The 25,414-nt window shown below is 70.4% G+C and carries 22 protein-coding genes; 10 read left to right on the top strand and 12 right to left on the bottom strand.

Annotated features, from left to right (window positions below; translation table 11 throughout):
- Nucleotides 1-77 precede the first annotated feature (77 nt).
- The 5 genes from pucL to ACIRD7_RS02505 form a co-directional block, all read right to left on the bottom strand.
- Nucleotides 78-1,025 carry a factor-independent urate hydroxylase gene (gene pucL / locus ACIRD7_RS02525; protein ID WP_403448715.1) on the bottom strand — a complete coding sequence of 316 codons (948 nt, stop codon included), beginning with the start codon at nt 1,023-1,025 and terminating at the stop codon, nt 78-80.
- Nucleotides 1,026-1,033: 8 nt separating this feature from the next.
- Nucleotides 1,034-1,426 (bottom strand): hydroxyisourate hydrolase, encoded by a 393-nt coding sequence (gene uraH, locus ACIRD7_RS02520; protein ID WP_403448712.1) that lies wholly within the window; start codon nt 1,424-1,426, stop codon nt 1,034-1,036.
- 7 nt (nt 1,427-1,433) lie between these two features.
- Complete coding sequence (gene uraD, locus ACIRD7_RS02515; protein ID WP_403448710.1) at nt 1,434-1,943, bottom strand: 2-oxo-4-hydroxy-4-carboxy-5-ureidoimidazoline decarboxylase; 510 nt, start codon at nt 1,941-1,943, stop codon at nt 1,434-1,436.
- 154 nt (nt 1,944-2,097) lie between these two features.
- Nucleotides 2,098-2,466: a helix-turn-helix domain-containing protein gene (locus tag ACIRD7_RS02510; protein ID WP_403448707.1), complete on the bottom strand. Its 369-nt coding sequence runs from the start codon at nt 2,464-2,466 to the stop codon at nt 2,098-2,100.
- On the bottom strand, nt 2,463-2,714 hold the full coding sequence (locus ACIRD7_RS02505) for a hypothetical protein (RefSeq protein ID WP_403448704.1): 252 nt from the start codon (nt 2,712-2,714) through the stop codon (nt 2,463-2,465). The genes ACIRD7_RS02510 and ACIRD7_RS02505 overlap by 4 nt, the downstream gene beginning before the upstream one ends.
- Nucleotides 2,715-2,895: 181 nt before the next feature.
- On the opposite strand from ACIRD7_RS02505, the gene ACIRD7_RS02500 reads away from it, so the two are divergent.
- From ACIRD7_RS02500 to ACIRD7_RS02485, 4 genes are all read left to right on the top strand, one after another.
- Nucleotides 2,896-3,735 (top strand): TIM barrel protein, encoded by an 840-nt coding sequence (locus ACIRD7_RS02500; RefSeq protein WP_403448702.1) that lies wholly within the window; start codon nt 2,896-2,898, stop codon nt 3,733-3,735.
- A gap of 32 nt (nt 3,736-3,767) precedes the next feature.
- The gene (locus tag ACIRD7_RS02495) at nt 3,768-4,682 is read left to right on the top strand and encodes a 2-hydroxy-3-oxopropionate reductase (RefSeq protein WP_403448699.1); all 915 of its coding nucleotides are present in this window, start codon (nt 3,768-3,770) and stop codon (nt 4,680-4,682) included.
- 171 nt (nt 4,683-4,853) lie between these two features.
- Nucleotides 4,854-6,311, top strand: coding sequence for a catalase (locus tag ACIRD7_RS02490; RefSeq protein WP_403448697.1), 1,458 nt, complete (start codon nt 4,854-4,856; stop codon nt 6,309-6,311).
- Between the two features lie 557 nt (nt 6,312-6,868).
- Entirely contained in the window at nt 6,869-7,846 is a 978-nt protein-coding gene (locus ACIRD7_RS02485; protein WP_403448694.1) for a DUF2891 family protein, read from the top strand.
- Here the strand turns inward: ACIRD7_RS02485 and ACIRD7_RS02480 are convergent.
- The 4 genes from ACIRD7_RS02480 to ACIRD7_RS02465 are packed head-to-tail and all read right to left on the bottom strand — an operon-like array spanning nt 7,834 to nt 15,060.
- Entirely contained in the window at nt 7,834-9,966 is a 2,133-nt protein-coding gene (locus tag ACIRD7_RS02480; protein ID WP_403448692.1) for a hypothetical protein, read from the bottom strand. The two genes, ACIRD7_RS02485 and ACIRD7_RS02480, sit on opposite strands and share 13 nt — an antisense overlap.
- A gap of 14 nt (nt 9,967-9,980) precedes the next feature.
- Nucleotides 9,981-10,838, bottom strand: a complete 858-nt coding sequence (locus ACIRD7_RS02475; protein WP_403448689.1) for an AAA family ATPase — start codon at nt 10,836-10,838, stop codon at nt 9,981-9,983.
- A gap of 46 nt (nt 10,839-10,884) precedes the next feature.
- Nucleotides 10,885-14,652, bottom strand: a complete 3,768-nt coding sequence (locus tag ACIRD7_RS02470) for an SUMF1/EgtB/PvdO family nonheme iron enzyme (protein ID WP_403448687.1) — start codon at nt 14,650-14,652, stop codon at nt 10,885-10,887.
- Nucleotides 14,653-14,664: 12 nt separating this feature from the next.
- On the bottom strand, nt 14,665-15,060 hold the full coding sequence (locus tag ACIRD7_RS02465; RefSeq protein ID WP_403448684.1) for a CU044_2847 family protein: 396 nt from the start codon (nt 15,058-15,060) through the stop codon (nt 14,665-14,667).
- 255 nt (nt 15,061-15,315) lie between these two features.
- Between ACIRD7_RS02465 and ACIRD7_RS02460 the strand changes: the two genes are divergently transcribed.
- Entirely contained in the window at nt 15,316-15,555 is a 240-nt protein-coding gene (locus ACIRD7_RS02460) for a hypothetical protein (RefSeq protein ID WP_403448681.1), read from the top strand.
- A gap of 186 nt (nt 15,556-15,741) precedes the next feature.
- Here ACIRD7_RS02460 and gcl read toward each other — a convergent pair whose 3' ends face one another.
- On the bottom strand, nt 15,742-17,526 hold the full coding sequence (gene gcl, locus ACIRD7_RS02455; protein WP_403448678.1) for a glyoxylate carboligase: 1,785 nt from the start codon (nt 17,524-17,526) through the stop codon (nt 15,742-15,744).
- A gap of 158 nt (nt 17,527-17,684) precedes the next feature.
- Between gcl and ACIRD7_RS02450 the strand changes: the two genes are divergently transcribed.
- From ACIRD7_RS02450 to gap, 4 genes are all read left to right on the top strand, one after another.
- Complete coding sequence (locus ACIRD7_RS02450) at nt 17,685-18,380, top strand: hypothetical protein (protein WP_403448675.1); 696 nt, start codon at nt 17,685-17,687, stop codon at nt 18,378-18,380.
- The gene (locus ACIRD7_RS02445; RefSeq protein ID WP_403448673.1) at nt 18,377-18,883 is read left to right on the top strand and encodes a GNAT family N-acetyltransferase; all 507 of its coding nucleotides are present in this window, start codon (nt 18,377-18,379) and stop codon (nt 18,881-18,883) included. The genes ACIRD7_RS02450 and ACIRD7_RS02445 overlap by 4 nt, the downstream gene beginning before the upstream one ends.
- 52 nt (nt 18,884-18,935) lie before the next feature.
- Complete coding sequence (locus ACIRD7_RS02440) at nt 18,936-19,892, top strand: GlxA family transcriptional regulator (protein WP_403448670.1); 957 nt, start codon at nt 18,936-18,938, stop codon at nt 19,890-19,892.
- Between the two features lie 106 nt (nt 19,893-19,998).
- Nucleotides 19,999-20,997 carry a type I glyceraldehyde-3-phosphate dehydrogenase gene (gap, locus tag ACIRD7_RS02435; protein WP_403448667.1) on the top strand — a complete coding sequence of 333 codons (999 nt, stop codon included), beginning with the start codon at nt 19,999-20,001 and terminating at the stop codon, nt 20,995-20,997.
- Nucleotides 20,998-21,061: 64 nt separating this feature from the next.
- On the opposite strand, the gene ACIRD7_RS02430 is transcribed toward gap, so the two are convergent.
- On the bottom strand, nt 21,062-22,648 hold the full coding sequence (locus ACIRD7_RS02430; RefSeq protein ID WP_403448664.1) for an AMP-binding protein: 1,587 nt from the start codon (nt 22,646-22,648) through the stop codon (nt 21,062-21,064).
- Entirely contained in the window at nt 22,645-24,309 is a 1,665-nt protein-coding gene (locus ACIRD7_RS02425) for an AMP-binding protein (RefSeq protein ID WP_403448661.1), read from the bottom strand. Before ACIRD7_RS02425 ends, ACIRD7_RS02430 begins: the two co-directional genes overlap by 4 nt.
- A 123-nt stretch (nt 24,310-24,432) precedes the next feature.
- On the opposite strand from ACIRD7_RS02425, the gene ACIRD7_RS02420 reads away from it, so the two are divergent.
- Entirely contained in the window at nt 24,433-25,263 is an 831-nt protein-coding gene (locus tag ACIRD7_RS02420) for a response regulator transcription factor (protein ID WP_403448659.1), read from the top strand.
- Nucleotides 25,264-25,414 lie beyond the last annotated feature (151 nt).

The following is a 25,414-nucleotide window of genomic DNA, read 5'->3' as shown; positions in this document are numbered from 1 at the left end:
ACGGCAGGACCCGGAAGATTTGAGTACCGCGGCCGGATCGGGGCCTCACCGGCCGCGGGTGCCGATATGTGGAGTTACTACAGGTTGGTGAGGTCCACCGGGATCTTCGCCTCGCAGCCGTCCCGCAGGATCGTGGCCTCGATCAGGCCGTAGGGGCGGTCGGCGGCGAAGTACACCTCGTTGTCGTTCTTCAGCCCGAACGGCTCCAGGTCCACCAGGAAGTGGTGCTTGTTCGGGAGGGAGAAGCGGACCTCGTCGATCTCGCTGCGGTTGTTGATGATGCGCGCGCCCATCTGGTACAGGGTCTGCTGCAGCGACAGCGAGTAGGTCTCGGCGAAGGCGTGGAGCATGTGCTTCCTGGTCTGCTCGTACGACTTCTCCCAGTTGGGCATCCGCTGCTCGTCGTCGGTCCAGTTGAACCGCCAGCGGCCGGAGACCTGGGTGGCCAGGATGCGGTCGTGCGCCTCCTGGAGCGTCGTGTACTTGTCCTTGACGTAGCCCCAGAACTCGGAGTTGGTCGAGTTCATCACGACGAGGTCCTTGAGGCCGGAGACGACCTCCCACTTCTCGCCGTCGTAGGTGATCTGCGTGACCCGCGTCTCCTGGCCCTTGCGGACGAAGGAGTGCTTGACCTCGTCGGCGCCGATGAACTGCGAGTTGGCGTCGGAGGCCGCGATCCGCTCCCAGGCGTACTCCTCGATGCGGATCCGGGCGATCTTGATCGGTTCCTGGCTGGTCACGAAGTGCCGGGCCAGGTGGATGCCGAACTGCTCGGCGGACTCGATGCCGTGTTCCTTGGCGAACGCGTACACCGTGTTCTTGGTGGTGTCGGTCGGAAGGACGTTGGCGTTGGAGCCGGAGTAGTGGACCTCGTCCATGTCGCCGGAGAGGGCGACGGAGACGTTCAGGTCCTTGATGTGGTGGGTGGCGCCGTCCCGCGTGATCTTTACGACTCGGTTCTCGGCCTTGCCGTACTGGTTCTGTCCCAGGACCACAGGGCGGGCAGGGCGGGAAAAGTCGGTCATGGTGTCTGCTAGCTCCCTCGGTAAACGGAGTAGCCGAACGGGTTGAGCAGCAGCGGCACGTGGTAATGCTCCCCGGGGTTCACGGCGAAGGTGATCGCCACCTCGGGGAAGAACACGGCACCGCTGTCCCGATTCGCGGGGGCGTCCTGCTGCGCATCGGCTTGCTTCTTCTCGAAATACGGCTCTACGGCGAAGTCGAGCCGTACGTGTGTGGTGCCCTCCGGCAGCGCCGGGAGGTCCTTGCACCGCCCGTCCGCGTCGGTCGCGGAGCCGCCGAGCGCCTGCCAGTCCGCGCCCCGGCCGCCGCGGGCCGAGAGCTGGACGGCGACGCCCTCGGCGGGGCGGCCGACGGAGGTGTCCAGGATGTGCGTGGACACGGAGGCGGTGGTGCTGGTGCTCATGCTGCTGTCAGTCCTCTTCGACGATGCGGGCGAGCCGAATACGGTTGATCTTGCCCAGCTCGGTGCGGACGATCTCCCGCTCCTGCTCCGGCGAGTTGCCGATCCGCTCCTTGACCGCGTCGCGCATCTGCTCGCCGGTCCGGCCGGTGGCGCAGATCAGGAAGACATGGCCGAACCGGTCCTGGTAGGCCAGGTTGAGTTCGAGCATCTCCGTCCTGAGCTCCTCGGAGGCGCCGGCCATGCCGCGCTGCTCGCGGGCCGAGGTCGGGTCGCCCGGCTTGGGGCGGCCGATCGGCGGGTGTCCGGACATCGCCTCGGCGAGGTCCTCGGCGGTCAGCCCGGCCATGGCGGCGTCACTGGCGGCGTAGAGGTCTTCGGCGGCGGCGTAGGGGCGGCCGGCGAGCAATTGCCTGACCCAGGTGGAGGAGGCGCACGCCTCGTGGAGGGCGGCGTGGGCCGCGTGCTCCTCCAGGGCGTTGAACCGGGCCAGGCCCGGGGGCGTGGAATTCGACGTCACGGGAGCCTCCGTGGCCGCGAAGGGCCTTCGTACTGAACGGGCGTGCCGATAGCTAACGCCCTACGACGACGAGACGTCAACACTTTGTTGAAAATTCGCGGTATCGAAACCGGGCGGGGCGCCACAGGCACCCCTCGACCCGAATCCGGCCGCCTCAGGCACCCTTCTCACGGTTGAGGTAGTTGTACACCGTGAAGCGGCTGACCCCGAGGGCGCTCGCCACGGTTTCCACCCCATGTCGCACGGAGAAGGCGCCGCGCGCCTCCAGTATCCGCACGACCTCCTGTTTGTCCTTGCGGTCCAGGTCCGCCAGCGGCATGCCCTTCCTGCGCTCCATGGCGGCCAGGATGTGGTCCAGCGACTCGGCCAGCTGAGGCAGGCGCACGGCGACGACGTCGGCGCCCTCCCAGGAGAGCACGACATCCTCGGGTCCGGCCTCGTCCGGCGGGAGGATCTCGCCCCCCATGGCGTCGACCAGGGGCTTGACGGCCGCGATGAAGGGCTCGTCCCCGGTGCCGGTCACTCCTCGCCCTCCCCGACCACGTTGAGCTGGAGCGAGATCCGGGTGGCGCCGGCCTCCAGGCTCTTGCGCAGCAGGTCGTCCACGGCGGTGAGCACGGCGTCGGCGCCGCCCTCCGCCGTGTTTCCGAACGGCCCGACGTCCACCGCGTCGAGCTCGGCAGCCTCGACGACCTCACGGGCGACCAGCGCGTGCGCGGGTGCCTCGTCGAGGTCGAAGGGCTCGGTCGTGAACTCCACTCTCAATCGCACGCGCTCAACCTAACGCGCGCGCGAATGTTCGGGCAGCCCCCGCACGACCAGGCCCGGCCATCCCGGCGCCCAGGCGACGAGCCCTCTTGACAAGCCACGACGAACGACGGCAATCTTCCAGTACGCAGAAACTAACTTCCGCTATACGGAATCTCGACAAACGGAAGGGAGCGCCGGCGACATGGGATTCGCAGAGCAGCGCTTCAACGTCAACCTGTCGATCCTCTTCACGGAACTCCCGCTCCTGGAGCGCCCCGCGGCCGCCGCCGCGGCCGGCTTCACCGCGGTCGAGCTGTGGTGGCCCTGGGTCGACACCGCCACACCCGAGCAGTCCGAGCTCGACGCCCTGAAGCAGGCGATCGAGGACGCGGGCGTCCAGCTCACCGGGCTGAACTTCTACGCCGGCCGGCTGCCCGGCCCCGACCGGGGCGCCCTGTCGGTCCCGGGTGAGGAGTCGGAGCGGTTCCGCGCCAACATCGACGTGGCGGCCGGCTTCGCGGCCTCGCTGGGCTGCAAGGCGCTCAACGCCCTGTACGGCAATCGCATCGAGGGCGTGGATCCGGCCGAGCAGGACGCGCTGGCACTGGAGAACCTGGTCCTCGCGGCCCGCGCGGCCGACCGGATCGGCGCGATTCTCCTCGTCGAGGCGCTGAACCAGCCGGAGTCGCCGCTGTACCCGCTGGTCAGCGCGCCGGCCGCGGTCGGGGTCGTGGACCGGGTCAACGAGGCGACGGGACTGGGCAACGCGAAGTTCCTCATGGACCTCTACCACCTGTCCATGAACGGCGAGGACCTGCCGCAGGTGATCGACCGGTACGCCGACCGGACCGGTCACGTGCAGATCGCCGACAACCCGGGCCGCGGCGCGCCGGGCACGGGCACGCTCCCGCTGGAGGAGCTGCTCGGCCGGCTGAAGAAGGCCGGTTACGAGGGCTGGGTCGGCCTGGAGTACAAGCCGGGCGACCGCCCCAGCGCGGAGGCCTTCGGCTGGCTGCCCCACGAGGCGCGCGCCGCCCGCTGAACACACCCCCGTATTTTGAGAGGCACCCCATCATGAGCACCCCTGCAGCTTCTTCCCACCCGACCCGCCCGGCGATCGCCTGGATCGGCCTCGGCATCATGGGCTCCCCCATGTCCGAGAACCTGATCAAGGCGGGCTACCAGGTCACCGGCTTCACCCTGGAGCAGGACAAGCTGGACCGGCTCACCGCGGCCGGCGGCACCGCCGCCGCCTCGATCGCCGAGGCCGTCAAGGACGCCGACGTCGTCATCACCATGGTCCCGGCCTCCCCGCAGGTCGAGGCCATCTCCTACGGCCCCGACGGCATCCTGGAGAACGCGAAGCCCGGCGCGCTGCTGATCGACATGTCCTCGATCACCCCGCAGACCTCGGTCGACCTGGCGAAGGCCGCCAAGGACAAGGGCATCCGCGTGCTGGACGCCCCGGTGTCCGGCGGCGAGGCCGGCGCCGTCGAGGCCGTGCTGTCGATCATGGTCGGCGGCGAGCAGGCCGACTTCGACCAGGCCAAGCCGATCTTCGACGCCCTCGGCAAGACCATCGTGCTGTGCGGTCCGCACGGCTCGGGTCAGACCGTGAAGGCGGCCAACCAGCTGATCGTCGCCGTGAACATCCAGGCGTGCGCCGAGGCCGTGGTCTTCCTGGAGAAGTCCGGCGTGGACCTCCGGGCGGCGCTCGACGTCCTCAACGGCGGCCTGGCCGGCTCGACCGTGCTGACGCGCAAGAAGGACAACTTCCTGAACCGCGACTTCAAGCCGGGCTTCCGCATCGACCTGCACCACAAGGACATGGGCATCGTCACCGACGCCGCCCGCAACGTCGGTGCCGCGCTGCCGGTCGGCGCCGTGGTCGCGCAACTCGTCGCGTCCCTGCGGACGCAGGGCGACGGCGGCCTGGACCACTCCGCGCTGCTGCGCGCCGTCGAGCGCCTCTCCGGGGCGCAGCTCTAGAGACTTCCGGGCGGCGCCGCCGCTGACACCTGTCCTGTCGCGCCCAAGCGGCGGCGCCGCCCGGAATCCACTTCAACAAACTGTTGACGCCTCGATCGCCCCAAACCTAGGCTCCACGAAGCGGAAGTCCTTTTCCGAAGCCTCCGCTGACTCTCGTACGGAAGGTCCCCGATGTCGAAGCGCGTGCTCACGACCGAGTCCGGCGCCCCGGTCGCCGACAACCAGAACTCAGCCTCCGCCGGTGTCGGCGGCCCGCTGCTGATCCAGGACCAGCACCTGCTGGAGAAGCTGGCCCGCTTCAACCGTGAGCGCATTCCGGAGCGTGTGGTGCACGCCCGCGGCTCCGGCGCGTACGGCCACTTCGAGGTGACCGACGACGTCACCGGCTTCACCCATGCCGACTTCCTGAGCGAGGTGGGCAAGCGGACCGAGGTGTTCCTGCGCTTCTCGACCGTGGCCGACAGCCTCGGCGGCGCGGACGCGGTCCGCGACCCGCGCGGCTTCGCGGTCAAGTTCTATACGACTGAGGGCAATTACGACCTCGTCGGCAACAACACCCCGGTGTTCTTCATCAAGGACCCGATCAAGTTCCCCGACTTCATCCACTCGCAGAAGCGCGACCCGTTCACCGGCCGCCAGGAGCCCGACAACGTCTGGGACTTCTGGGCGCACGCCCCCGAGGCCACGCACCAGGTGACCTGGCTGATGGGCGACCGCGGCATCCCGGCGTCGTACCGCCACATGAACGGCTACGGCTCGCACACCTACCAGTGGACGAACGCCGACGGCGAGGCCTTCTTCGTCAAGTACCACTTCAAGACCAACCAGGGCGTGCGCTCCCTGTCGTCCGAGCAGGCGGCCGAGCTCGCGGGCAAGGACCCCAACTCGCACCAGACGGACCTGCTCCAGGCCATCGAGCGGGGCGTACACCCCTCGTGGACCCTGTACGTGCAGCTCATGCCGGCGGCCGAGGCGGCCGACTACCGCTTCAACCCGTTCGACCTGACCAAGGTCTGGCCGCACAAGGACTACCCGCTGCAGCGAGTGGGCCGGCTGGTCCTGGACCGCAACCCGGACAACGTGTTCGCCGAGGTCGAGCAGGCCGCGTTCTCCCCGAACAACTTCGTGCCCGGCATCGGCCCCTCCCCGGACAAGATGCTCCAGGGCCGGCTGTTCGCCTACGCGGACGCGCACCGCTACCGCCTGGGCGTCAACCACACCCTGCTGGCCGTGAACGCCCCCAAGGCCACCACGGCGCAGAACTACGGCCGCGACGGCTTCATGGCGGTCAACTCCCAGGGACGCGGGGCGAAGAACTACGAGCCCAACTCCTACGACGGCCCGGCTCAGACCGGACGCCCGCTGTCGGCGCCGCTCGCGGTGACCGGCTGGACCGGCACCCACGAGGCCCCGCAGCACACCAAGGACGACGACTTCTTCCAGGCCGGCGAGCTGTACCGGCTCATGTCGGCCGAGGAGAGGTCCCGGCTGATCGCCAACATCGCCGGCGGCCTGTCCCAGGTCTCCCGCGACGACGTGATCGAGAAGAACCTGGCCCACTTCCACACCGCCGACCCGGAGTACGGCAACCGCGTGGAGGAGGCGGTCCGCGCCCTGCGCGAGGACTGAGCCCCCATAACCCCCATACTGCGTCCGCCTCCTGACGGGAGGTCATGAGTCGGACGCACCGCCCGCGCCCCGTCGCCGGCCGACCCGGATGAGGGGTGGTCGCCCGGTACGGGCGCGGGCAACGCGAGGACCGCGGCGGTGTGCGAGCCAGTGCGGTGGTGAAGGTCCCGGCCTCCTTCTTCGACCAGAGGGAAGGAGAACCCGGTTCCGTCGCCGCCGCCGCGGTCCTGACCCTTGACCCCGTCCGGCGGCGCGAACGTCCTGTCGCGCCCAGCCTCGCGCCGTCGGACGGCCATAACGGAAGAAGCCTCACCGGCTGAAGAGCGCCGGGTACGGACGGTCCCGTACCCGGCGCTCTTCGGTGTCCCGCGGGCAGGGGTCGCTGCGTACGCGCGCCCGCCGCACTCCATCACGCGCATGGCAGGCCTGCCGCGACGCTTGTATCGTGAGCTAGCGGCGGGCGTCAACCACAGGACGGCAGAGCGCAGTTGCCTACCTCTGCTGCTGGTCTCCTGTTCGGCCCGCCGCGCGTGCCCGCTCGGGAGGGAGGCCCGGCCGTGCCCCACGACAGCGAAGCACTCACCGGGGACGGCTGGTCGAGCCTGGACGCCGATCGTGCGTCGATGCTGTCGGCCTTCGCGGCCGTAGTCACGGCGGCGCTGCTGCGCAGGGACACCGAGCACCGGGCGTTCCACGGCTGCATCGACTGGCACAGCGCCGTGCACGGCACCTACGCGCTGTTCGCCGTCTCCCGTCTCACGGGGGATACCGACCACCGGGACCTCGCCCTCAACGCCACGGGCGGGACGCGCAACATCGACGCCGAGACCGCCGTCCTTCGGGCCGGCCACCTCGCGCACGAGGTACCGTACGGCGCAGCCTGGGTTCTCCACCTGGACCTGGAGGCCCGTCGGGCCGGCGTCTCGGAGTTCAACGATCTGGCGGATGTGGCCGCCTCCTTGGTCGCCGGCCATCTGCGCGATATCGCCCCCGGCGCCCCCGCCATCCGCTCCACGGCGTATCCCAGTGCGATCTGGGCCACCTCGGCGCTGTTGGCCTGGGCGTCCCGATATGGGCGAGGTCCGCGGCTCACCACAGCCCGGGATTCCGCGCGGCGCATCCTCAAGGCACGGCCACGGGGAGAGGGACGTACGCCGGGCTTCTTCTCCCCGGCGCACCTGACGGCAATGCTGGCGCTGCAATGCGGGCTGCGCGACGGGGACGCGGAACCGTACGCACGCCCCGTCGAGCGCACTCTTCCACTGCTCGGCGCCGGAATCCGCACGCCGCACGAAGGAGGGCTCAACTTCTCGCGCTCCTGGGGGTGTTGGGCCGCCTGGCTGATGACCTCGCGAGTCGCCCACCGCGCCGACTACGTCCGGCTGCTCACCACGCACTTCGCGCAGCCCGCCCTGTGGCGGGACAACTACGACGCCTTCGCCCACTGGGTTCCGCAGTTCGGCACGTTCGCCCTCGCCATGACCGACCCGATTTGGTTCACGCCGCCGGACGGCACACGGCCTCAGGTCCAGTAGCTCTTCATCGCGTCACCGAACTCGTCCACGAGGAAGTCAAGATACTCGGGGTCGAGTATGTCGCCGCGCGACCTGTGCTGGTGCGTGATCATGTAGAGGAGTCCGAGCCTACGACGCTCCTCAGTGGTGAAACGGGCCGGTGACACCCGTACGATCCGCTTGTGACGGCCGGCGAACTGGCGGGGGATCGCCTCCGGCACGAGCATCGTGGGCGGTGCCACGAGCACAGCCGACCGCTTGGCGTAGTGCAGTGCCGCAACGAGCATCACCTCCCACCAGCGGTCGAAGGTCAGATGCAGCTGGTAGAGGTCAGCCAGCTCCTCGCGGAGCAACTCCGCGTCGCCGAAAGCATCGAGGTGCGGAACACGCTGGGGAAGGTCGTCTCCCAGCCGCCGCTGCACATCCGCCTCGGTGAGGCGGTAGTCGAGGAACTGAACCCGACCGTACAAACGGAACCAGTCGATCGCCAGGGGTGAACCGCGCCGACCCACCTCCGACGCGCGTGCCCCACCAGGCTCGAAGAGGTGCCACTCGACCGTGAGCGGCCGCTTCTGGGAACCGCACCACAGCAGGTCCAATTTCTTGCCCGGGTCGTGTGGATGGACGTTGTCGTAGCCCTCGTGGATCCAGACGATCGGCTCGTTCGCGTCGACTGGGCGCGGCCGGCCGACGCGTTCGTGACGGACGTAAAGGCGTGGCCGAGGCCCCAGATGACTGCGCAGCGTGCGCCGCACGTCGATGCCGTCGGCCAACGACCCCGTGAACTCGAGGCTCTTCACATCGCTTTCTGCGGGCAGCCGGGCCAACGTGTGTGCCTTGGCGCGCATCTCGTTGATGAAGAGGCTCATCACGGGCCACGCCTCTGTGTTCTCGAACATGCTCGACCGCACGCCCCTCGGCGGGGGAGGCGGAGTGTCCAAGTCCACCGTGATCCCCGGCGGCATGTCCACTGCTTCCTCGGGTCCGTCCCGCCCGTTACGGCGTCCGTCCGTCGGCCACGGCACGAGCACGTAGAACTGCTCCATGTGCGTGCAGTTGCGCGCTACGTAGAACCCCGGGTTGCGGCGTGGCGCCACGGACTCCACGTCGAAGACGGCTTCGTTGGTGCCCCGGACCCGGCCGATGCGGTGAACCCGGACCTGGTCGTAGTAGCCGAGCAGGTGGCGAAAGGCACGTTCGTGGAAGACCGCGGGGAAGCAGCCGGCGGCGGCGAGCAGAACCACGTCGAAGCGGGGTGACAGCAGCCGGTCGATCTCCATCAGCCGAGTGAGTACCCCGACGAACGCCTGGTAGTGCCGGATGGACAAGCGCAGATCCCGCGCGCCGGTGCTGAGTTCGTCGTAGATGCCGAGCAGGGCGTCGAGCTTGTCGAAGGTGTGGGCCTGCCCCTGGGACCGCAGGCGTTCGTAGGCCTCCACAAGGCGCGGGATGTGGTCGAGGTAGCGCATCAGTACGGGCAGACTCGGTGGGACCACGGTGTAGCGGGGGCTCGGGGGCGCGCTCTGCCCCACCTCGACCGGTGGCACGGGCCGGCGCAGCAATCGTCGGAGGGGCTGTACGTGAGTAGCGTCGCAGACGAACAGGATGCGCTCGTGTCGTCCCGCGAGTTCCTGCAAGCGGGCGGCCATGTGCAGTTCACGCCAGCTGTCGACGGGCTCGAAGCGGGCCGGGGGTCGCAGGAGCTGGTCGGCGACGAGCTCCAGATACGCCTCGGCCCCATGATGGAGGGCGTAGCCGTCGTCCGGCCACTCCTCGTCGTTGAGGCAGAAGCGGTCCACCAGGTGGCCGGGGGCGACTTCCTGGTCGACGCACCACAGCGGCAGCTCACGTTCCAGCGCGATGCGGATGGCCTCCACCATGCCGTCGGCCGGGGTGACCGGAAAGACCTCACGGCGGTCGGTGTCACTGACGGACGAGATGACCAGCGAGACCGTGGGCAGCTCGGCGACGGCCTCCAGTACACGTGGCCGCGCGGAGTCCGGCAGCGCCACGGCGACCGCGTCGTTCCCACCCAGACCCATCTCATGGGCGGCCCGTTGGACCTGCACGGCGAAACCGAGGTGATGGCGGACCACTGGCACGAAGTGCACCGGGCCCTGGCACAGAAAGGGCTTCGACATCGGGGCCGCCCGGGTCAGCGTCCGCGGCCCAGAACGCGGGCGGACAGCTTGCGCAGGATGCCGATCTTGTCGCCGCCCACCTGTTCGTCGTAATTGACCGCGTAGGTCATCAAGGCCAGCGCCTGGCGGACCGACACCTCGTAGCGCTCCTCCGCGTACCACTGCTCGAAGGCGACGATGAACTCCGGGGACAGGTTCAAGCGGGCAGCCAGAATGGTCAGCAGTTCGTCGAAGGTCGGGGGCTTGACCTCGATCACCGGGAGGGTGCGCTGTTCGATGTACTCGGGCAGGACGTGCCCGGCGTTGCTCAGCGAGGGGTTGAGTGCGCAGCAGAAGCGGAAGCGGGCCTTGGCCTCGTCGTTGGGCGGGCCGATGTGCAGACCCGTCATGGCGGAGTAGATGGACTGCCTGCCGTCGAGTACCGACGCCAGAGGGCTGAGCGCGCGGTCCGGGACCCGGTTGATCTCGTCAAAGAAGAACAGCGCGCCCTCGTACAGGGCGGTGGCCAGAGGGCTGGCCCGCAGGACGAGCGGTACTCCGGTATCCAGCTGGCCCTCGGGGTCCGGGGTGAGCAGCACCGCCAGGTCCTCGGGGGTGAGCTCCTCGTGGCCCTGGATGATGTACAAGGGCAGGTCCAGGCCACGGGCGATCTCGTAGACGAGTTCGTTCTTGCCCATGCCTGGGGCGCCTTCCAGCCGGAAGTTGAGGGGCGGCCGTGCGTCCTCCAGGAGTTGCTCGCCGGCGAGGCTGACGCCCCAGGCGATACGGCACATCGCCAGCTCCTCGTCGCGTCCGACGAAGGGTCGGTGGGGTACGTCGAAGGGTTCGGCCAGAAGCACCCTGCTCCCGTCGATGAACACTTCTCGGGGCATCTCGTCGTTCCTTCGCTCGGCGCCGGACCCGGCCGGCGTTGGGTGGTCAGTCGTCGGCCGGCCGACAGGTCACACGGAACCCCAGGTGATGGAACCGCACGTGGGGATCGAACCAACCGCCGGTCAGCAGGGAGGTGGGGCTGAGCGTGCCCGTGGGTCCACCGCCCTTGACGACGACGCGTGTGCCCCGATGCACATCGGGCATCGCGCCGGCCCGGGCATGACGGCGCGCCCGGAGCATGTGTCCGCGTTCGGCGGCGGGGTCGGTCACCGGCGCCGCCGGCAGGTCGCGGAACTCCAGCTCGGTCGCCGACAACAGATCGATCGAAGTGCCGCACCACTGCCACAGCACGCCCAGGAGATCGTGGACGCCGAACCGGCTTGGCGTAAGCATGCCGACGGGCGCCGGAATCTCGTCGTAGGCCGCCAACTGGCCGCGCACGTCCGCGGCGAGTTCCTTCGTCCGCTCGATGATCTCAACGAGTTCGGCGGTGAGCGGGTCGCCGGGGCGCCGTGCCAGGCGTGCCATCGTCGTCATCAACTCCAGCACCCTGTCGTCCCCGTGCGCCGCCCGGTCCCACTCCAGGGCGGAGGGCAGGCGGAACACGTGCCTGGGGTGCTGATGGGTCAGCCAGGCGCAGTAAGCGGACGCCTCGAAGAAGTTGACCCCCGTGACAGGGTGGTTGGGGCGGCTCACCACGGGATTGCGCCAGTATCGGGGGAAGCGGACGCGCTCCCGGTCACGCCACTCCTGGCCGTTCTCGCTCCACCAGTCCGGCTCGCGGTACCCGCCGGCGTCGACGAACGCGGCGAACTCCATCACCGTCACCGGGTGTCGGCCGATGCGGAAGCCATCCATTCTCTCGGTGGCGGGGATCTCGACCATGCCGTCCAGGGGACGGTCGACCTTGATCCGGGGATCGTGGCGCCCCAGGGCCCTGGTGTCCTCGATACGGGCGGCGAGGCTCTTCGGGTCTCGGGCCGACGCCTTGACCCGTTCGCCGAGCGCCCTGGCGGTGAACGCGCCGATGCCGGGGGCGCTCAGCAGCTCCAGCGCGCATTCGTGGGCCAGGCGCGGTTGCCCGTGCTCGATAAGCACGCCGACCACCCTCCGCGCCGCCCGTTCGGGCAGGAGCGCGGCGAGGAACAGACAGACACCGCGCCACTCCCCCGCCGCCCAGTCGTCCTCGTCGAGCCCGCGGAGGTGGCCGCCGAGCAAGGACTCCAGGTGTCTGGACCTACGGCTCCGTGCGGCTAGGTGGACGGCCGCGAAGTAGTCCCGAAGGGTGGCGGAGGTGAACTCGATGACATCACCCCTCGAGGGCGGGCACAGGAGACCGAGCAGGCGCGCGTCGGCGGCCAGTTGATACTCACGCTGCGTGCGGACCTTGCGCCGCCGTCGGCGCGACACCAGCAGCTCGCACGCGGTCTCGGGCAGCCAGAGGGCGAGTTCGGCGGACTGCTCGCCGACCGCCCAACGAGCGCCGTCGTCGGTGGTCGCCCGCGGCGAACGTCCGTTGCGGGCGGCGCGGCGGGCGCGGCGCTCCAGGTGCCCTTCCACGATCGTCCTGAGGTTGGCGTTCCACAGCTCGTCGCCGACGGGCGTCGCCTCACAGAGCAGTTCCAACAGATGGGGGTTGCGGATGTGGCCGGAGACCGGACGGTCGAACGCCGTGAGCAGTTCGGGCAGCGAGGCGTGGCCTCGACGTCGCCTCACGAAAGACTCGACCTGGCGTTCGTCCAGGTCACGCAACCGCGCCTGTGCCCACTTCAGCGTCTGCGCGAGCCGCTCACCGCGTGCGGCCAGCAGGATCCCGGCGTCCGCGGCCTCCCGTCCGAGCGTGGTCACCTCCTGGGCCAGACGGTCGTGCAGGGCGGTGGGGAGCCGGTCGGCGTCGTCGAAAAGCAGCAGGACGGGTGAGCCGAAGAGGTCGCGCAGCCTGTCGACGGAGCTGAGCCGGCTCAGGAGACCGTGACAGGCAAGCTTGCCGCGGACGTCACCATGCTCGAACCAGCTGAAATCCCCCCGCGCGAGGTACCGGTCGATCCGAAGGTGCAGGGGGAGGGCGTCGGGGAGCCGGGAGACGGGCGCCTCCGGTCCCTCTTCCACACGTGCTCCGTCCTCGTCCTCCTGCCCGTCGTGCTCCGGTGAGGCATCCAAGGAGACTAGGAGGGGCACGTAGGGGACGGTGTGGGTCGCGTCCTGGTCGAGATGCGGGATGGACCAGCGGTGTTCGATGTCGGTGAGGGCCGTGGACTTGCCCGAGCCGGCCGGTCCGGTCAGGACACCGCGCGGAAGGAGGGCGGGGAGATCCGTCGTCGACGGGGCGAAGCCGACGACGGTGTCCTCTTCGGCGATGTCCGAGTGGGGCCAGATGTCGGCGGCGAGCGGCACGAAAAAGTCCTGACCGGGTGCGGTACGGCAGTACGCCTCGAGCCGGTAGGCAATCTCATAGAAGCCCGCCTCGGTGAGACCGCGGGCCAGCGCGATGAGATCCGGCGCGGTCGACGTCCCCTTGCGCGCGACGCCCTGACCGGCCAGAAGACCAACGAGGACCTGGGGCAGCGCGGCGCTGTTGGCGTGCAGCAGCGGCCGCAGGACGTCCTGGAAGGGCAGCGGGCGGCGCAGCAACTGCTCGCACTCCCGTACGCGGTAGGCGTAGCCGGGCGAGAACAGCCGCTCGGACCGGTGAACTTCGCAGCCGCCGAGATCCAGGACGGGCCTGACGTAGCGGGGCAGCCCCATGGCGACGCGGTGTCCGCGCAGCGCGGCCCAGCGCAGCAGCTCCCGAAGCAGGGCGGAGGTACGAACGGCGTCGACGCGTTCGAGTCCGTCGGGTAGCGCGGCGGAGAAGTCGACCAGGAGCAGCCCGGATTGGAAGTTGGCAAGATCGGCGGGGTCGGCGGTGCCCGAGTCGTCGTGGGCCGGAGGCTCGGGGTCGAGCAGGCTCTGACCATCGATCCAGCGCGGGCTGCGGCTGCCGACGGTCAGCGTCGCCAGGGCGATTTGGGCGTCCCGGGGAAAGTCGGTGACGAGGGCGAGAGGCCGGTCCGACGCGGCGCACAGCTCGGCCGCCGTCAACGGCGACCCACCGCCCGCCGCGGTCCGGAACTCCGTTGGCCGGGTTCGGGCAACGGGAGTCGCGGGTGCGGGCTTGAGCCGCACCGCCGGCGGCAGACCGCTGTGCGCGGGAAGTCCACCGAGCGTGGACAGCAGCGGTACAAGGTCCTCCGTGCGCGCCACCCACACGGAGTCGCGCAGCCAGCCGTCGACGCTGTTGTACCGCTCGCAGACCACACCGACCACAGCGTCATCAAGCTGCCTGCGAACAGGCGCGCCGCTCATCCCGCGTAGCAGGTCCCTCGAGGAGACCCGGCCGAGGGCGAGGCTGTCGTCGCGCAGGGCGCGCCCGGCCCAGGTGCCGGGCGCCTCCACGTAACGCTGGCTGCCACCGGGCCGGGCCGGATCCGGCACCACGGCGTGCCCGGTCACGACGACCGGCGTACCCACCTGTTGCTTGTCGCTGAACAGCAGCCGCCCGATCGAGGCAGGAAGTGGCGGCTCCCGGCGCAGCACGGCGAGATCGTGCGCCGGGTCGATCCGGAGCACCTCGGCCGGAGCGGGAAACCGGTCGCCCTCGGACAGCCCGTCCACCGCGACCGTGTCGCCCACCTGCGCTGCGCCGACGTCGGCCAGCACGTGCCAAGCGGTGGCCAGCACACCCGGCGTCACCTGAAAGCAGGTTCCTGCGGGTTCTCCGTCATCTGTCAGTACCCGGCCCAAGTAGGCCGGTACACGCGCCTCCCCCGACATCCCAGGCGCACCCTATTCCGACGGCTCCAGTCGTGCGGAAGCCTCCGGTTCCGGCCGTAAGGGATCGGCGGGCGGTGGGGTCGCGGGTCGGTCGTAGGCGAGCGTCACCTGCAACGACGCCTGGGAGCCGACGCCCGCCACCACGATGCCGCCCTGTGCGGTGAAGGACAGTCCGAACTGCACTTCCACGTGGTCGGGCCGCACCGTCCGTTCTCCCATGGCTGCCAAGGTCCCCGCCAGTTGGGAGGCGAATGCGGTGATCGTGTCCTGCGCCCGATCGAACGCCTCGACGACCCGCTGCCCCGCCTCTTCCAGGCGGCCCGATGTCCGCTCCGAGCCCGGCACCGGCACGGTCTCCACCAATACCTCGACACCGCCCACATGGGTCGGCACCAACACACCTGCCATGAAAGAACCCTGCCACACGCAGGTGCCGCGCGGGCAGGGTTCGGCGACAGTGAGCATCCGGTTCGTCACTCTCAGGCGATCACGCGTTCGAGGCAGTAAGAGTGCCAGTCCCTGCGCGAGGACTGAACCCCCATAGTGCATCCGCCTCCTGGAGGTCATGAGACGAACCCAGCCCGTGCCCCGTGACCGGCCGACGGTCCCGTACCCGGCGCTCTTCGGCGTGCGCGGGAGCGGCTTCCGCAGGACGCTGAAGGCATGGCACATCCAACGGAGCATCCGCATGTCGTGGTGCACCCGCCGGCGCTGGACGGCTCCCGGCGGGTCACCGAGGGCGACGAGACGCTGGGCATCGCCACGCACGTGGACGACGTGAGCGAGATCCTGCGGCTCGCCGACCTCTATGTCACGGACATCGCGGAGAGCGACTTCATCGAGTGGCAGGGCGGCGGCCCCGACGACTGGCCGGGGCTGTCGGAGCACCACGAGGAGGCGTAGCGGGCCCACGCAAACCTCAAATCAAGCTCTGAATCTTGTTCAAGAGGCTTCAACCACCGCCGCACGCGGGCACATTGTCCTCAACAGGAGGCCCGCCGGCACGGGGGCGGCGGGCCTCAGCGGGGGAGCACGGAAAAGGGGCGGCCCAGCCATTCGGCTGGACCGCCCCTTCTGTGAGCGGACGCGTCAGACCTTCAGCGTCTTGATGGACGTCGGCGCGTGCCCCGGCTCCGTCGCGAGCTCCTCGAACTCGACGACGTTGCTGATGTCGTTGGTCGTCGACATGGAGATGTTGGTGACGCGCTCCAGGATCGCCTCGACCACGACCGGGACCTGGAACTCGGCAGCGAGCTTCTTGGCCTGCTCGAGGGCCGCGCCCAGCTCGCTCGGGTCGGTCACCCGGATCGCCTTGCAGCCGAGGCCCTCGGCGACCTTGACGTGGTCGACGCCGTAGACGCCCAGCTCGGGCGAGTTGATGTTCTCGAACTCCAGGTTGACCTGGAAGTCGATCTCGAACGCCCGCTGCGCCTGGCGGATCAGACCCAGGTAGGAGTTGTTGACCAGGACATGGACGTACGGGATCTTGTGCTGCGCCCCGACCGCCAGCTCCTCGATCATGAACTGGAAGTCGTAGTCGCCGGACAGGGCGACGACCTGGGCCTCCGGGTCGGCCTTGGCGACGCCCAGCGCGGCCGGGATGGTCCAGCCGAGCGGGCCCGCCTGGCCGCAGTTGATCCAGTGCCGCGGCTTGAAGACGTGCAGCATCTGGGCGCCGGCGATCTGCGAGAGGCCGATGGTGGAGACGTAACGGGTCTGAGGGCCGAAGGCCTTGTTCATCTCCTCGTAGACGCGCTGCGGCTTGATCGGGATGTCGTCGAAGTGCGTACGGCGCTGGAGGGTCGCCTTCTTCTCCTGCGCGGAGGCGGCCCAGGCGGAGCGGTCGGGCAGCTTGCCGGCCGCCTTCAACTCCCGCGCCACCTCGACGAAGAGCTCCAGGGCGGCCTTCGCGTCGGAGGCGATGCCGTAGTCCGGGGCGAAGATCTTGCCGATCTGGGTGGGCTCGACGTCGACGTGGACGAACTTGCGGCCGGCCGTGTAGACGTCGAGCTTGCCGGTGTGGCGGTTGGCCCAGCGGTTGCCGATGCCGAGGACGAAGTCGGACTCCAGGAAGGTCGCGTTGCCGTAGCGGTGCGAGGTCTGCAGGCCCACCATGCCGGCGTTCAGCTCGTGGTCGTCGGGGAGCAGGCCCCAGCCCATCAGGGTCGGGACGACCGGGGTGCCGGTCAGCTCGGCGAACTCGACGAGGAGGTCGGCGGCGTCGGCGTTGATGACACCGCCGCCCGCGACGATCAGCGGGCGCTCGGACGCGTTCAGCATCCCGATCGCCTTCTCGACCTGGGCGCGGGTCGCGGCCGGCTTGTAGACCGGGAGCGGCTCGTACGTCTCCGGGTCGAACTCGATCTCGGTGAGCTGGACGTCGATCGGCAGGTCGATGAGGACCGGGCCGGGGCGGCCGGAGCGCATCAGGTGGAAGGCCTGCTGGAAGACGCCGGGGACCTGCGCGGCCTCCAGGACCGTGACCGCCATCTTGGTGACCGGCCCCGCGATCGAGGCGATGTCGACGGCCTGGAAGTCCTCTTTGTGGATCACGGCGGTCGGCGCCTGGCCGGTGATGCACAGGATCGGGATGGAGTCGCCGATCGCGGAGTACAGGCCGGTGATCATGTCGGTGCCGGCCGGGCCGGACGTGCCGATGCAGACGCCGATGTTGCCCGGGTGCGTGCGGGTGTAGCCCTCCGCCATGTGCGAGGCACCCTCCACATGGCGGGCGAGGGTGTGGTTGATGCCGCCGGAGGCCTTGAGCGCCGCGTAGAAGGGGTTGATCGCCGCGCCCGGCACGCCGAACGCGTTGCTGACGCCCTCGCGCTTGAGGATCTCGACTGCCGCTCGGGCAGCGGTCATACGAGCCATGGAGTACTCCTGCTTCGGCCGTCGGATTCCCACTCCCGTCGCGCCCCGCGGTGAGCTTCTTCCGTATTGTGGAAACTTGTTTCTACTATCTGGAAGTAATGTAGGAGGGCGCGCGAATGCCGTCAAGAGAGGGACAGGCCGGGGCCTCTTGGAGGACGATGGGGGCCATGTCCGAGAGCGTGTCCGTGCGCTGCCCGGCCTGCCGACGCGAGCACGTCTATACGGCCCCCGCCTATCCCTGCGCGTGCGGGGCACCCGTCGCGCCGCCCCTCGACCCCGCCGGGACCGCCACGCCCGTCACCCATCGCGCGTGGGACGACGAATGGGTCGGCGTGCGCTGCGGCGCGTGCGACCACGAGAGCCAGTGGCCCCGCCCGGAGCTGGGCTGCCCCTGCGGGACGGTCCTGCTCGTGCCGGTGGCGCGGACGGCGACGCGCGACGAGGCGCAGCCGCCGCGGACGCCGGCGCCGCGCCGCCCCTTCCAGCCCGTCATGATCCGCACCGCCCGCGACGCGGTCACGGCGGCGGCCGTCTATCTGCGCTGGCTCGGCTACCGGGACGTCCACCGCTCCGGCCGGCGCCCCACCTCCGGCGTCGCCGTCACCGCCGACGGCCTGCTCGCCCAGGTCGACCCGACCGTGGAGCCGGCCTCCCTGCGGGACGTGGAGTGCCTGTGGCTGACGGCCATGGCGGAGTCCGTCCCCTGCGTCTACTTCACGCTCGCCGGCTACTCCCCCGACGCCCGCGCCCGCGCCGACTCCTTGGGCGTCCCGCTGTTCGTCCTCGACCTCACGGGCACGCCCCAGCCGGTCAACAGCCTCGCCGACGAACTGGACGCGGCGGGCGCCTCGTGACGCGCGTCCGAGCGGCCGGCGCCGGCGACCTTCCGGCCCTCCGGGACATCGAACGTGCCGCGGGCGAGCCCTTCCGGGACATCGGCATGGCCTGGGTCGCCGAGCACGAACCGCCCGCGGTGGAGGTTCTGGAGGAGTACCGCCGGGCGGGCCGCACCTGGGTCGCGGTGGACGACGGCGACCACCCGGTCGGCTACGCCGTCTGCGAGCCCGTCGACGGCGCGCTCCACGTCGAGCAGGTCTCAGTCCACCCGGACTTCGCCCACCGCCGCATCGGCCGCGGCCTCCTGGCCCACGCCGCCGACCGCGCCCGCGCCGAGGGCCTGACCGGCCTCACCCTGACCACCTTCACCGAGGTCCCGTGGAACGCGCCGTACTACGAGCGCCTCGGCTTCCGTGTCCTGCGGGAGGCCGAACTCACCCCGGGCCTGCGCGAGATCCGCGCCCACGAGCGGGAACTCGGCCTCGACAGGTGCCCCAGGGTCTGCATGCGCCGCGACTAGGCCGTGATCGCCAGCCGTCTCCGTGCCTCATACCCCGACGTAACCTCGTCCTGTGCCATCCTCTCGCCTGCATCGCGTCGCCGTCCTCGTGCTCGAGGGTGCGAAGCCGCTCGATGTCGGCATTCCCGCGCAGGTCTTCACGACCCGGGCGAGCATGCCGTACGAGGTGCGGGTGTGCGGGGCGACGCCCGGTCTCGTGACCGGCGGCGACGGCCTCGCGTACCACGTCGGCCACGGCCTCGACGCGCTCGCGTGGGCCGACATCGTCTTCGTCCCCGGGTACCGGGCGCCGGACCGCGACGACCCGCCGCAGGCCGTCGTCGACGCGCTGATCGCCGCCCACGACCGGGGCGCGAGGCTCGCCGCCATCTCGACGGGCGCCTTCGCGCTCGCCGCGACGGGCCTGCTCGACGGCAGGCGCGCGACCACCCACTGGCACTACACGCGGGCCCTGGTGGCCAGGCATCCGCTCGTCCAGGTCGACGAGAACGTGCTGTTCGTCGACGAGGGCAGCGTGCTCACGTCGGCCGGCGCCGCCTCCGGCATCGACCTGTGCCTGCACATCCTGCGCGGCGACCTCGGCGTGGCCGCCTCCAACCACGCGGCCCGGCGTCTGGTCGCCGCCCCCTACCGCAGCGGCGGCCAGGCCCAGTACGTGCCGCGCAGCGTGCCCGAGCCGCTCGGCGAGCGGTTCGGCGCCACCCGCGAGTGGGCGCTGCACCGGCTCGGCGAGCCCCTCACCCTCGACACCCTGGCCCGGCAGGCCGAGGTCTCGCCGCGCACGTTCTCCCGGCGCTTCGTCGAGGAGACCGGTTACACGCCGATGCAGTGGGTGATGCGCGCCCGCATCGACCGGGCCCGCGAGCTTCTCGAGCGGTCGCAGCGCAGCGTCGAGCAGATCGCCGCCGACGTCGGGCTCGGCACCGGCGCGAACCTGCGCCTGCACTTCCAGCGCATCCTCGGCACCACACCGAGCGAGTACCGGCGCACCTTCACCCGGGGCGAGTAGCCCCGAGGCCGGCGGTGGCGGGATCCTTTTGAACCATGGCGTTCCCGCCACTGTCAGCGACGCGGGCCGCGAGCGAGGCTGGTGGCGAAGGGAAGGGACCTCACTCATGACTCGCATCGCCATCAACGGATTCGGCCGCATCGGACGCAATGTGCTGCGCGCACTGCTGGAACGCGACAGCGCCCTCGAGATCGTCGCCGTCAACGACCTGACGGAGCCCGCCACGCTCGCCCGGCTGCTCGCCTACGACAGCACGGCCGGCCGGCTCGGGCGCCCGGTGACCGTCGACGGGGACGCCCTCGTGGTCGACGGCCGCCGGATCAAGGTATTGGCCGAGCGCGAGCCGGCTCACCTGCCGTGGGCCGAACTCGGCGTCGACATCGTCCTGGAGGCCACCGGCCGCTTCACCTCGGCCAAGGCCGCCCGGGGCCACCTCGACGCGGGCGCGAAGAAGGTGCTCGTCAGCGCGCCGTCGGACGGCGCCGACGTCACGCTCGCGTACGGCGTCAACACCGACGCCTACGACCACGACCTGCACACGATCGTCTCGAACGCCTCCTGCACCACCAACGCGCTGGCGCCGCTGGCCAAGGTGCTCGACGAACTCGCCGGTATCGAGCACGGGTTCATGACGACGGTGCACGCCTACACGCAGGAGCAGAACCTCCAGGACGGTCCGCACCGCGACGCCCGCCGCGCCCGCGCCGCCGGCGTCAACATCGTGCCGACCACGACCGGCGCCGCCAAGGCGATCGGCCTCGTGCTGCCGAACCTGGACGGCAAGCTGTCGGGCGACTCCATCCGCGTGCCGGTGCCGGTGGGCTCGATCGTCGAGCTCAACACGACCGTCGCCCGCGACGTGACGCGCGACGACGTGCTGGCGGCGTACCGCGCGGCGGCTCAGGGGCCGCTCGCCGGCGTTCTGGAGTACTCGGAGGACCCGCTCGTCTCCTCCGACATCGTGGGCAACCCCGCCTCGTCGATCTTCGACTCGGCCCTCACCCGCGTCGACGGCCGCCACGTCAAGGTGGTCGCCTGGTACGACAACGAGTGGGGCTTCTCGAACCGTGTGATCGACACGCTCGAGCTCCTCGCCGCCGGCTGACCTCCTCCGAGCGCTCCGGCCGGCCGGTCGGGCCGGCCCGGAGTGCTCAGCCGTGCAAGCGGCCTCAGTCGCCCGCGGCGTACCGCTCCCGCAGCTCGATCTTCCGTACCTTCCCCGACACCGTCATCGGGAAGGAGTCGAGGATCCGCAGCCGGCTGGGGACCTTGTAGTGCGCCAGCCGCCCGTCGCAGAAGGACCGCAGCTCCTCCAGGGTGAGGGGATCACCCGCGTCGCGCGGGATGACGCAGGCCAGCACCTCCTCGCCGTACCGCTCGTGCGGCACCCCGACGACCTGGACGTCCGCGATCTTGGGGTGGGCGTACAGGAACTCCTCGATCTCGCGCGGGTAGATGTTCTCGCCACCGCGGATGATCATGTCCTTGATGCGGCCGACGATCTCGACATAGCCGTCCTCGCGCATCGTCGCCAGGTCGCCGGTGTGCATCCAGCGGCCGGCGTCGACGGCCTCGGCGGTCTTCTCGGGCTCGTTCCAGTAGCCGAGCATCACGCTGTAGCCGCGGGTGCACAGCTCGCCCGCGCTGCCGCGCGGCCGGGTCACGCCGGTCGCCGGGTCGACGATCTTCACCTCGATGTGCGGCAGGACGCGGCCGACCGTACCGGTCCGGTGCTCCAGGTCGTCGTCCATCCGGGTCTGCAGCGAGACCGGGGACGTCTCCGTCATGCCGTAGCAGATGGCGACCTGCGCCATGTGCATCTCGGCGACCACCCGCTTCATCACCTCGACCGGGCAGGGGGAGCCCGCCATGATGCCGGTGCGCAGGGAGGAGAGGTCGTACGACGCGAAGTCGGGGAGGTTCAGCTCCGCGATGAACATGGTCGGCACGCCGTACAGCGAGGTGCACCGCTCCCGCTGGACGGCCTCCAGCGTGGCCTTCGGGTCGAAGGAGGGGGCCGGGATCACCATGCAGGCGCCGTGGGACGTGGCCGCCAGGTTGCCCATCACCATGCCGAAGCAGTGGTAGAAGGGCACCGGGACACAGATCCGGTCCTGCTCGCCGTACGCGATCAACTCCCCGACGAAGTAACCGTTGTTGAGGATGTTGTGGTGGGAGAGGGTGGCCCCCTTCGGGAAGCCCGTGGTGCCCGAGGTGTACTGGATGTTGACGGGGTCGTCGCAGGACAGCTCCTCGAACGGGACCGGCGTCGCCCGTGCGAGCAGCGCCTCCCAGCTCGGGTCCCCGATGAACACCGTCTCCCGCAGCCGCGGGCACCTGCCCCGCACCTGCTCGACCATCGCCCGGTAGTCGCTCGTCCTGTGGCTGAGGGAGGCGACCAGCAGCGAGACGCCGGCCTGGTTGAGGACGTACTCGACCTCGTGGGTGCGGTAGGCCGGGTTGATGTTCACCATGATCGCGCCGATGCGGGCGGTGGCGTACTGGACGAGCACCCACTCGGGGCAGTTGATCGCCCAGATGCCCACCCGGTCGCCCTTGGCGACCCCGCTCGCGAGCAGCGCGTACGCCAACTCGTCGACGTCGGCGGCGAATCGGGCGTACGTCCAGCGCCGTCCCGAGGGCACGTCGACCAACGCCTCCCGGTCCGGCCAGGCCTCGACCGCGCGGTCGAGGTTGGCGCCGATGGTGTCGCCGAGCAGCGGCGTGTCGCTGATCCCGTGGGTGTACGAACTCACCGGAAGTCCTCCTCGCGGTACTCGGCGTCGGAGCCCGCGGCCGTGGCCTCGCGCAGCTCGATGCGGCGGATCTTGCCGGAGACGGTCTTGGGCAGCGGGGCGAACTCCAGGCGGCGGATGCGCTTGTACGGCGCCAGGACCTCCCGCGAGTGCTCGAAGAGCACCTTGGCCGTGTCGGGGCCGGGCTCCCAGCCCTCCGCGAGCACGACGTACGCCTTCGGTACCGCGAGCCGCAGCTCGTCCGGCGCGGGCACGACGGCCGCCTCGTGCTCCAGCAGCGCGCTCTCCAGCTCGAACGGGCTGATCTTGTAGTCGGACGCCTTGAAGACGTCGTCCGCGCGGCCCACGTAGGTGATGTAGCCGTCGGCGTCCCGGGAGCCGATGTCCCCGGTGCGGTAGTAGCCGCCGGCCATCGCCTCCGCCGTGCGGTCGGCGTCGCCGTGGTAGCCGGTCATCACGCCGACCGGCCGCTCGGAGAGGTCGAGGGCGATCTCGCCCTCCTCGGCACCGGGGGCGCCGGAGACCGGGTCGAGGAGTTCGACGCGGAAGCCGGGGCTGGGGCGGCCCATGGAGCCGGTCTTCAGGGGCTGGCCGGGGCTGTTGGAGACCTGGACGGCGGTCTCGGTCTGTCCGAAACCGTCGCGGATCGTCACGCCCCAGGCGCGCCGGACCTGTTCGATGACCTCGGGGTTCAGCGGCTCACCCGCCGCCACGACCTCGCGGGGCCGGGTGCGCAGCGCGCTCAGGTCGGCCTGGATGAGCATCCGCCAGACGGTCGGCGGGGCGCAGAAGGTGGTGACGCCGGCGCGGTCCATCTCGGCCATCAGCCGGGCCGGGTCGAAGCGTGTGTAGTTGTGGATGAAGACGGTCGCCTCGGCGTTCCAGGGCGCGAACAGATTGGACCAGGCGTGCTTGGCCCAGCCGGGCGAGGAGATGTTCAGATGCACGTCGCCGGGCCTGAGGCCGATCCAGTACATGGTGGCCAGATGCCCGACCGGGTACGAGGTGTGGGTGTGCTCGACCAGCTTGGGGCGGGCGGTGGTACCGGAGGTGAAGTACAGCATCAGGGGGTCGTCGGCCAGGGTCGGGCCGTCCGGCAGGAACCCGGCGGGCGCCGGCGCGTACGCGTCCTCGTACGGCTCCCAGCCCTCCTCGGGCAGTCCGCCGACGCTGACGCGGGTGTAGGCGCCGGGGACGTCGTCGAACTTGGCGGTGTCCTCGGCCCGTACGACGACATGCCGGACGCGGCCGCGCTCGACCCGGTCGCGCAGGTCGGCCGGGCCGAGCAGCGGGGTGGCCGGGATGACGACGGCGCGCAGCTTCATCGCGGCCAGCGCGGTCTCCCACAGCTCGACCTGGTTGCCGAGCATGACGAGGATCCGGTCCTCGGCGGCAACGCCCCGGTCGCGCAGCCAGCCCGCGACCCGGTCCGAGCGCTCGGACATCTCCGCGAAGGACACCCGGACCTCGCTGCCGTCCTCCTCGACGATGTGCAGCGCGGTGCGGTCGTTCCCGTCCGCGACGACGTCGAACCAGTCGAGCGCCCAGTTGAACCGCTCGGGCCGGGGCCACGTGAAGCCCTCGTAGGCGGTGGCGTAGTCCTCGCGGTGTTCGAGCAGGAAGTCCCGCGCGCTGCGGAACAGCTCCGTCCCCGTCGTCATCTGTCCTCCTAGGTACCGGACCTTGCCGGGCGGCTCTCTGTCATCGTGTAATCCGTGACGTGGGTCTCACTACCCCCGAACGGGGGTGTGCGCTCCGGGAAAGCGCGGTGAAAGGGCGAGTACGTGACAGTGGACGCGGCCGCATCCGTGGAGATAGGGGGCGCGCTGGTGCGCCTGCGCCGGTCGACGGGGCTGCCCGTCGCCTTCGGCGGTCTGGTGGAGGCCGGCCAACGGCGGATACGCATCAGCGAACTGAACGGCACGGCCACCGACTCCCTGCGCAGACTCGCCGTCACCGCCGGCAACGGCCTCGGCGGCAAGGCCGTCGCCCTCGCCCGCCCGTGCGCGGTCACGGACTACCCCACCTCACGGCAGATCACCCACGAGTACGACGCCGCCGTCGCCATGGAGGGCCTGTGCTCGGTGCTCGCGGTCCCGGTCGTCGTACGGCGCCGGGTGCGCGGTGTCCTGTACGGCGCCCTGCGCACGGCGCGGCCGCTGGGCGACCGCACGCTGACGGCGGCCGTCGAGGCCGCGCGGGACGTGGAGCAGGCGCTGGTGGTGCGGGACGAGGTGCGGGGGCTGCTGGACGCGGCCCGGCCGCCGGCGGCGCCGCCCGACCGGGGCGCCGGGTGGGAGCAGGTCCGGGAGGCGCACGCGGCCCTGCGCGCTCTGGCCCCGCGGATCGGCGACCCCGCCCTGCGGGCGGAGCTGCTGGAGGCCTGCGGACTCCTGACGGACGGACCGGCGCCGAACGGTGTGCGGCTGGCCCCGCGCGAACTGGACGTGCTGGCGCACGTGGCCGCCGGCTCGACGAACGCCGCCGCCGCGGAGCGGCTGGGGCTGCGCCCGGAGACGGTCAAGGGTTATCTGCGGTCGGCCATGCGGAAGCTGGGCGCCCACACGCGCGGCGAGGCGGTGACGGCGGCCCGCCGGGCGGGGCTGCTCCCGTAGGGCGTTGTGTGCGCCGGGGGCCTTTGGCCTGCGGGGCGCCCGCCGTGGTCCAGCCCATGGCGACGACCCTCCATTCATTCATCGGCGCTTTGAAATGCCCCATGCTCCATCGCTGTTATTTGCCTCACCACGCCGGCGGTCCGAATTTCAA

This window comes from Streptomyces sp. NPDC093568 (genome assembly GCF_044764945.1).
Taxonomy (GTDB): Bacteria; Actinomycetota; Actinomycetes; order Streptomycetales; family Streptomycetaceae; genus Streptomyces.
Note: the sequence above shows the minus strand (reverse complement) of the source record. Positions and strands in the feature narration are given on the sequence as shown.

Coding starts and splice junctions, on each gene's coding strand:
- pucL (WP_403448715.1), bottom strand. CDS start 1,025: ATGACCGACTTTTCCCGCCCTGCCCGCCCTGTGGTCCTGGGACAGAAC.
- uraH (WP_403448712.1), bottom strand. CDS start 1,426: ATGAGCACCAGCACCACCGCCTCCGTGTCCACGCACATCCTGGACACC.
- ACIRD7_RS02500 (WP_403448702.1), top strand. CDS start 2,896: ATGGGATTCGCAGAGCAGCGCTTCAACGTCAACCTGTCGATCCTCTTC.
- ACIRD7_RS02495 (WP_403448699.1), top strand. CDS start 3,768: ATGAGCACCCCTGCAGCTTCTTCCCACCCGACCCGCCCGGCGATCGCC.
- ACIRD7_RS02490 (WP_403448697.1), top strand. CDS start 4,854: ATGTCGAAGCGCGTGCTCACGACCGAGTCCGGCGCCCCGGTCGCCGAC.
- ACIRD7_RS02480 (WP_403448692.1), bottom strand. CDS start 9,966: ATGTCGAAGCCCTTTCTGTGCCAGGGCCCGGTGCACTTCGTGCCAGTG.
- ACIRD7_RS02475 (WP_403448689.1), bottom strand. CDS start 10,838: ATGCCCCGAGAAGTGTTCATCGACGGGAGCAGGGTGCTTCTGGCCGAA.
- ACIRD7_RS02470 (WP_403448687.1), bottom strand. CDS start 14,652: ATGTCGGGGGAGGCGCGTGTACCGGCCTACTTGGGCCGGGTACTGACA.
- ACIRD7_RS02465 (WP_403448684.1), bottom strand. CDS start 15,060: ATGGCAGGTGTGTTGGTGCCGACCCATGTGGGCGGTGTCGAGGTATTG.
- ACIRD7_RS02460 (WP_403448681.1), top strand. CDS start 15,316: ATGGCACATCCAACGGAGCATCCGCATGTCGTGGTGCACCCGCCGGCG.
- gcl (WP_403448678.1), bottom strand. CDS start 17,526: ATGGCTCGTATGACCGCTGCCCGAGCGGCAGTCGAGATCCTCAAGCGC.
- ACIRD7_RS02450 (WP_403448675.1), top strand. CDS start 17,685: ATGGGGGCCATGTCCGAGAGCGTGTCCGTGCGCTGCCCGGCCTGCCGA.
- gap (WP_403448667.1), top strand. CDS start 19,999: ATGACTCGCATCGCCATCAACGGATTCGGCCGCATCGGACGCAATGTG.
- ACIRD7_RS02425 (WP_403448661.1), bottom strand. CDS start 24,309: ATGACGACGGGGACGGAGCTGTTCCGCAGCGCGCGGGACTTCCTGCTC.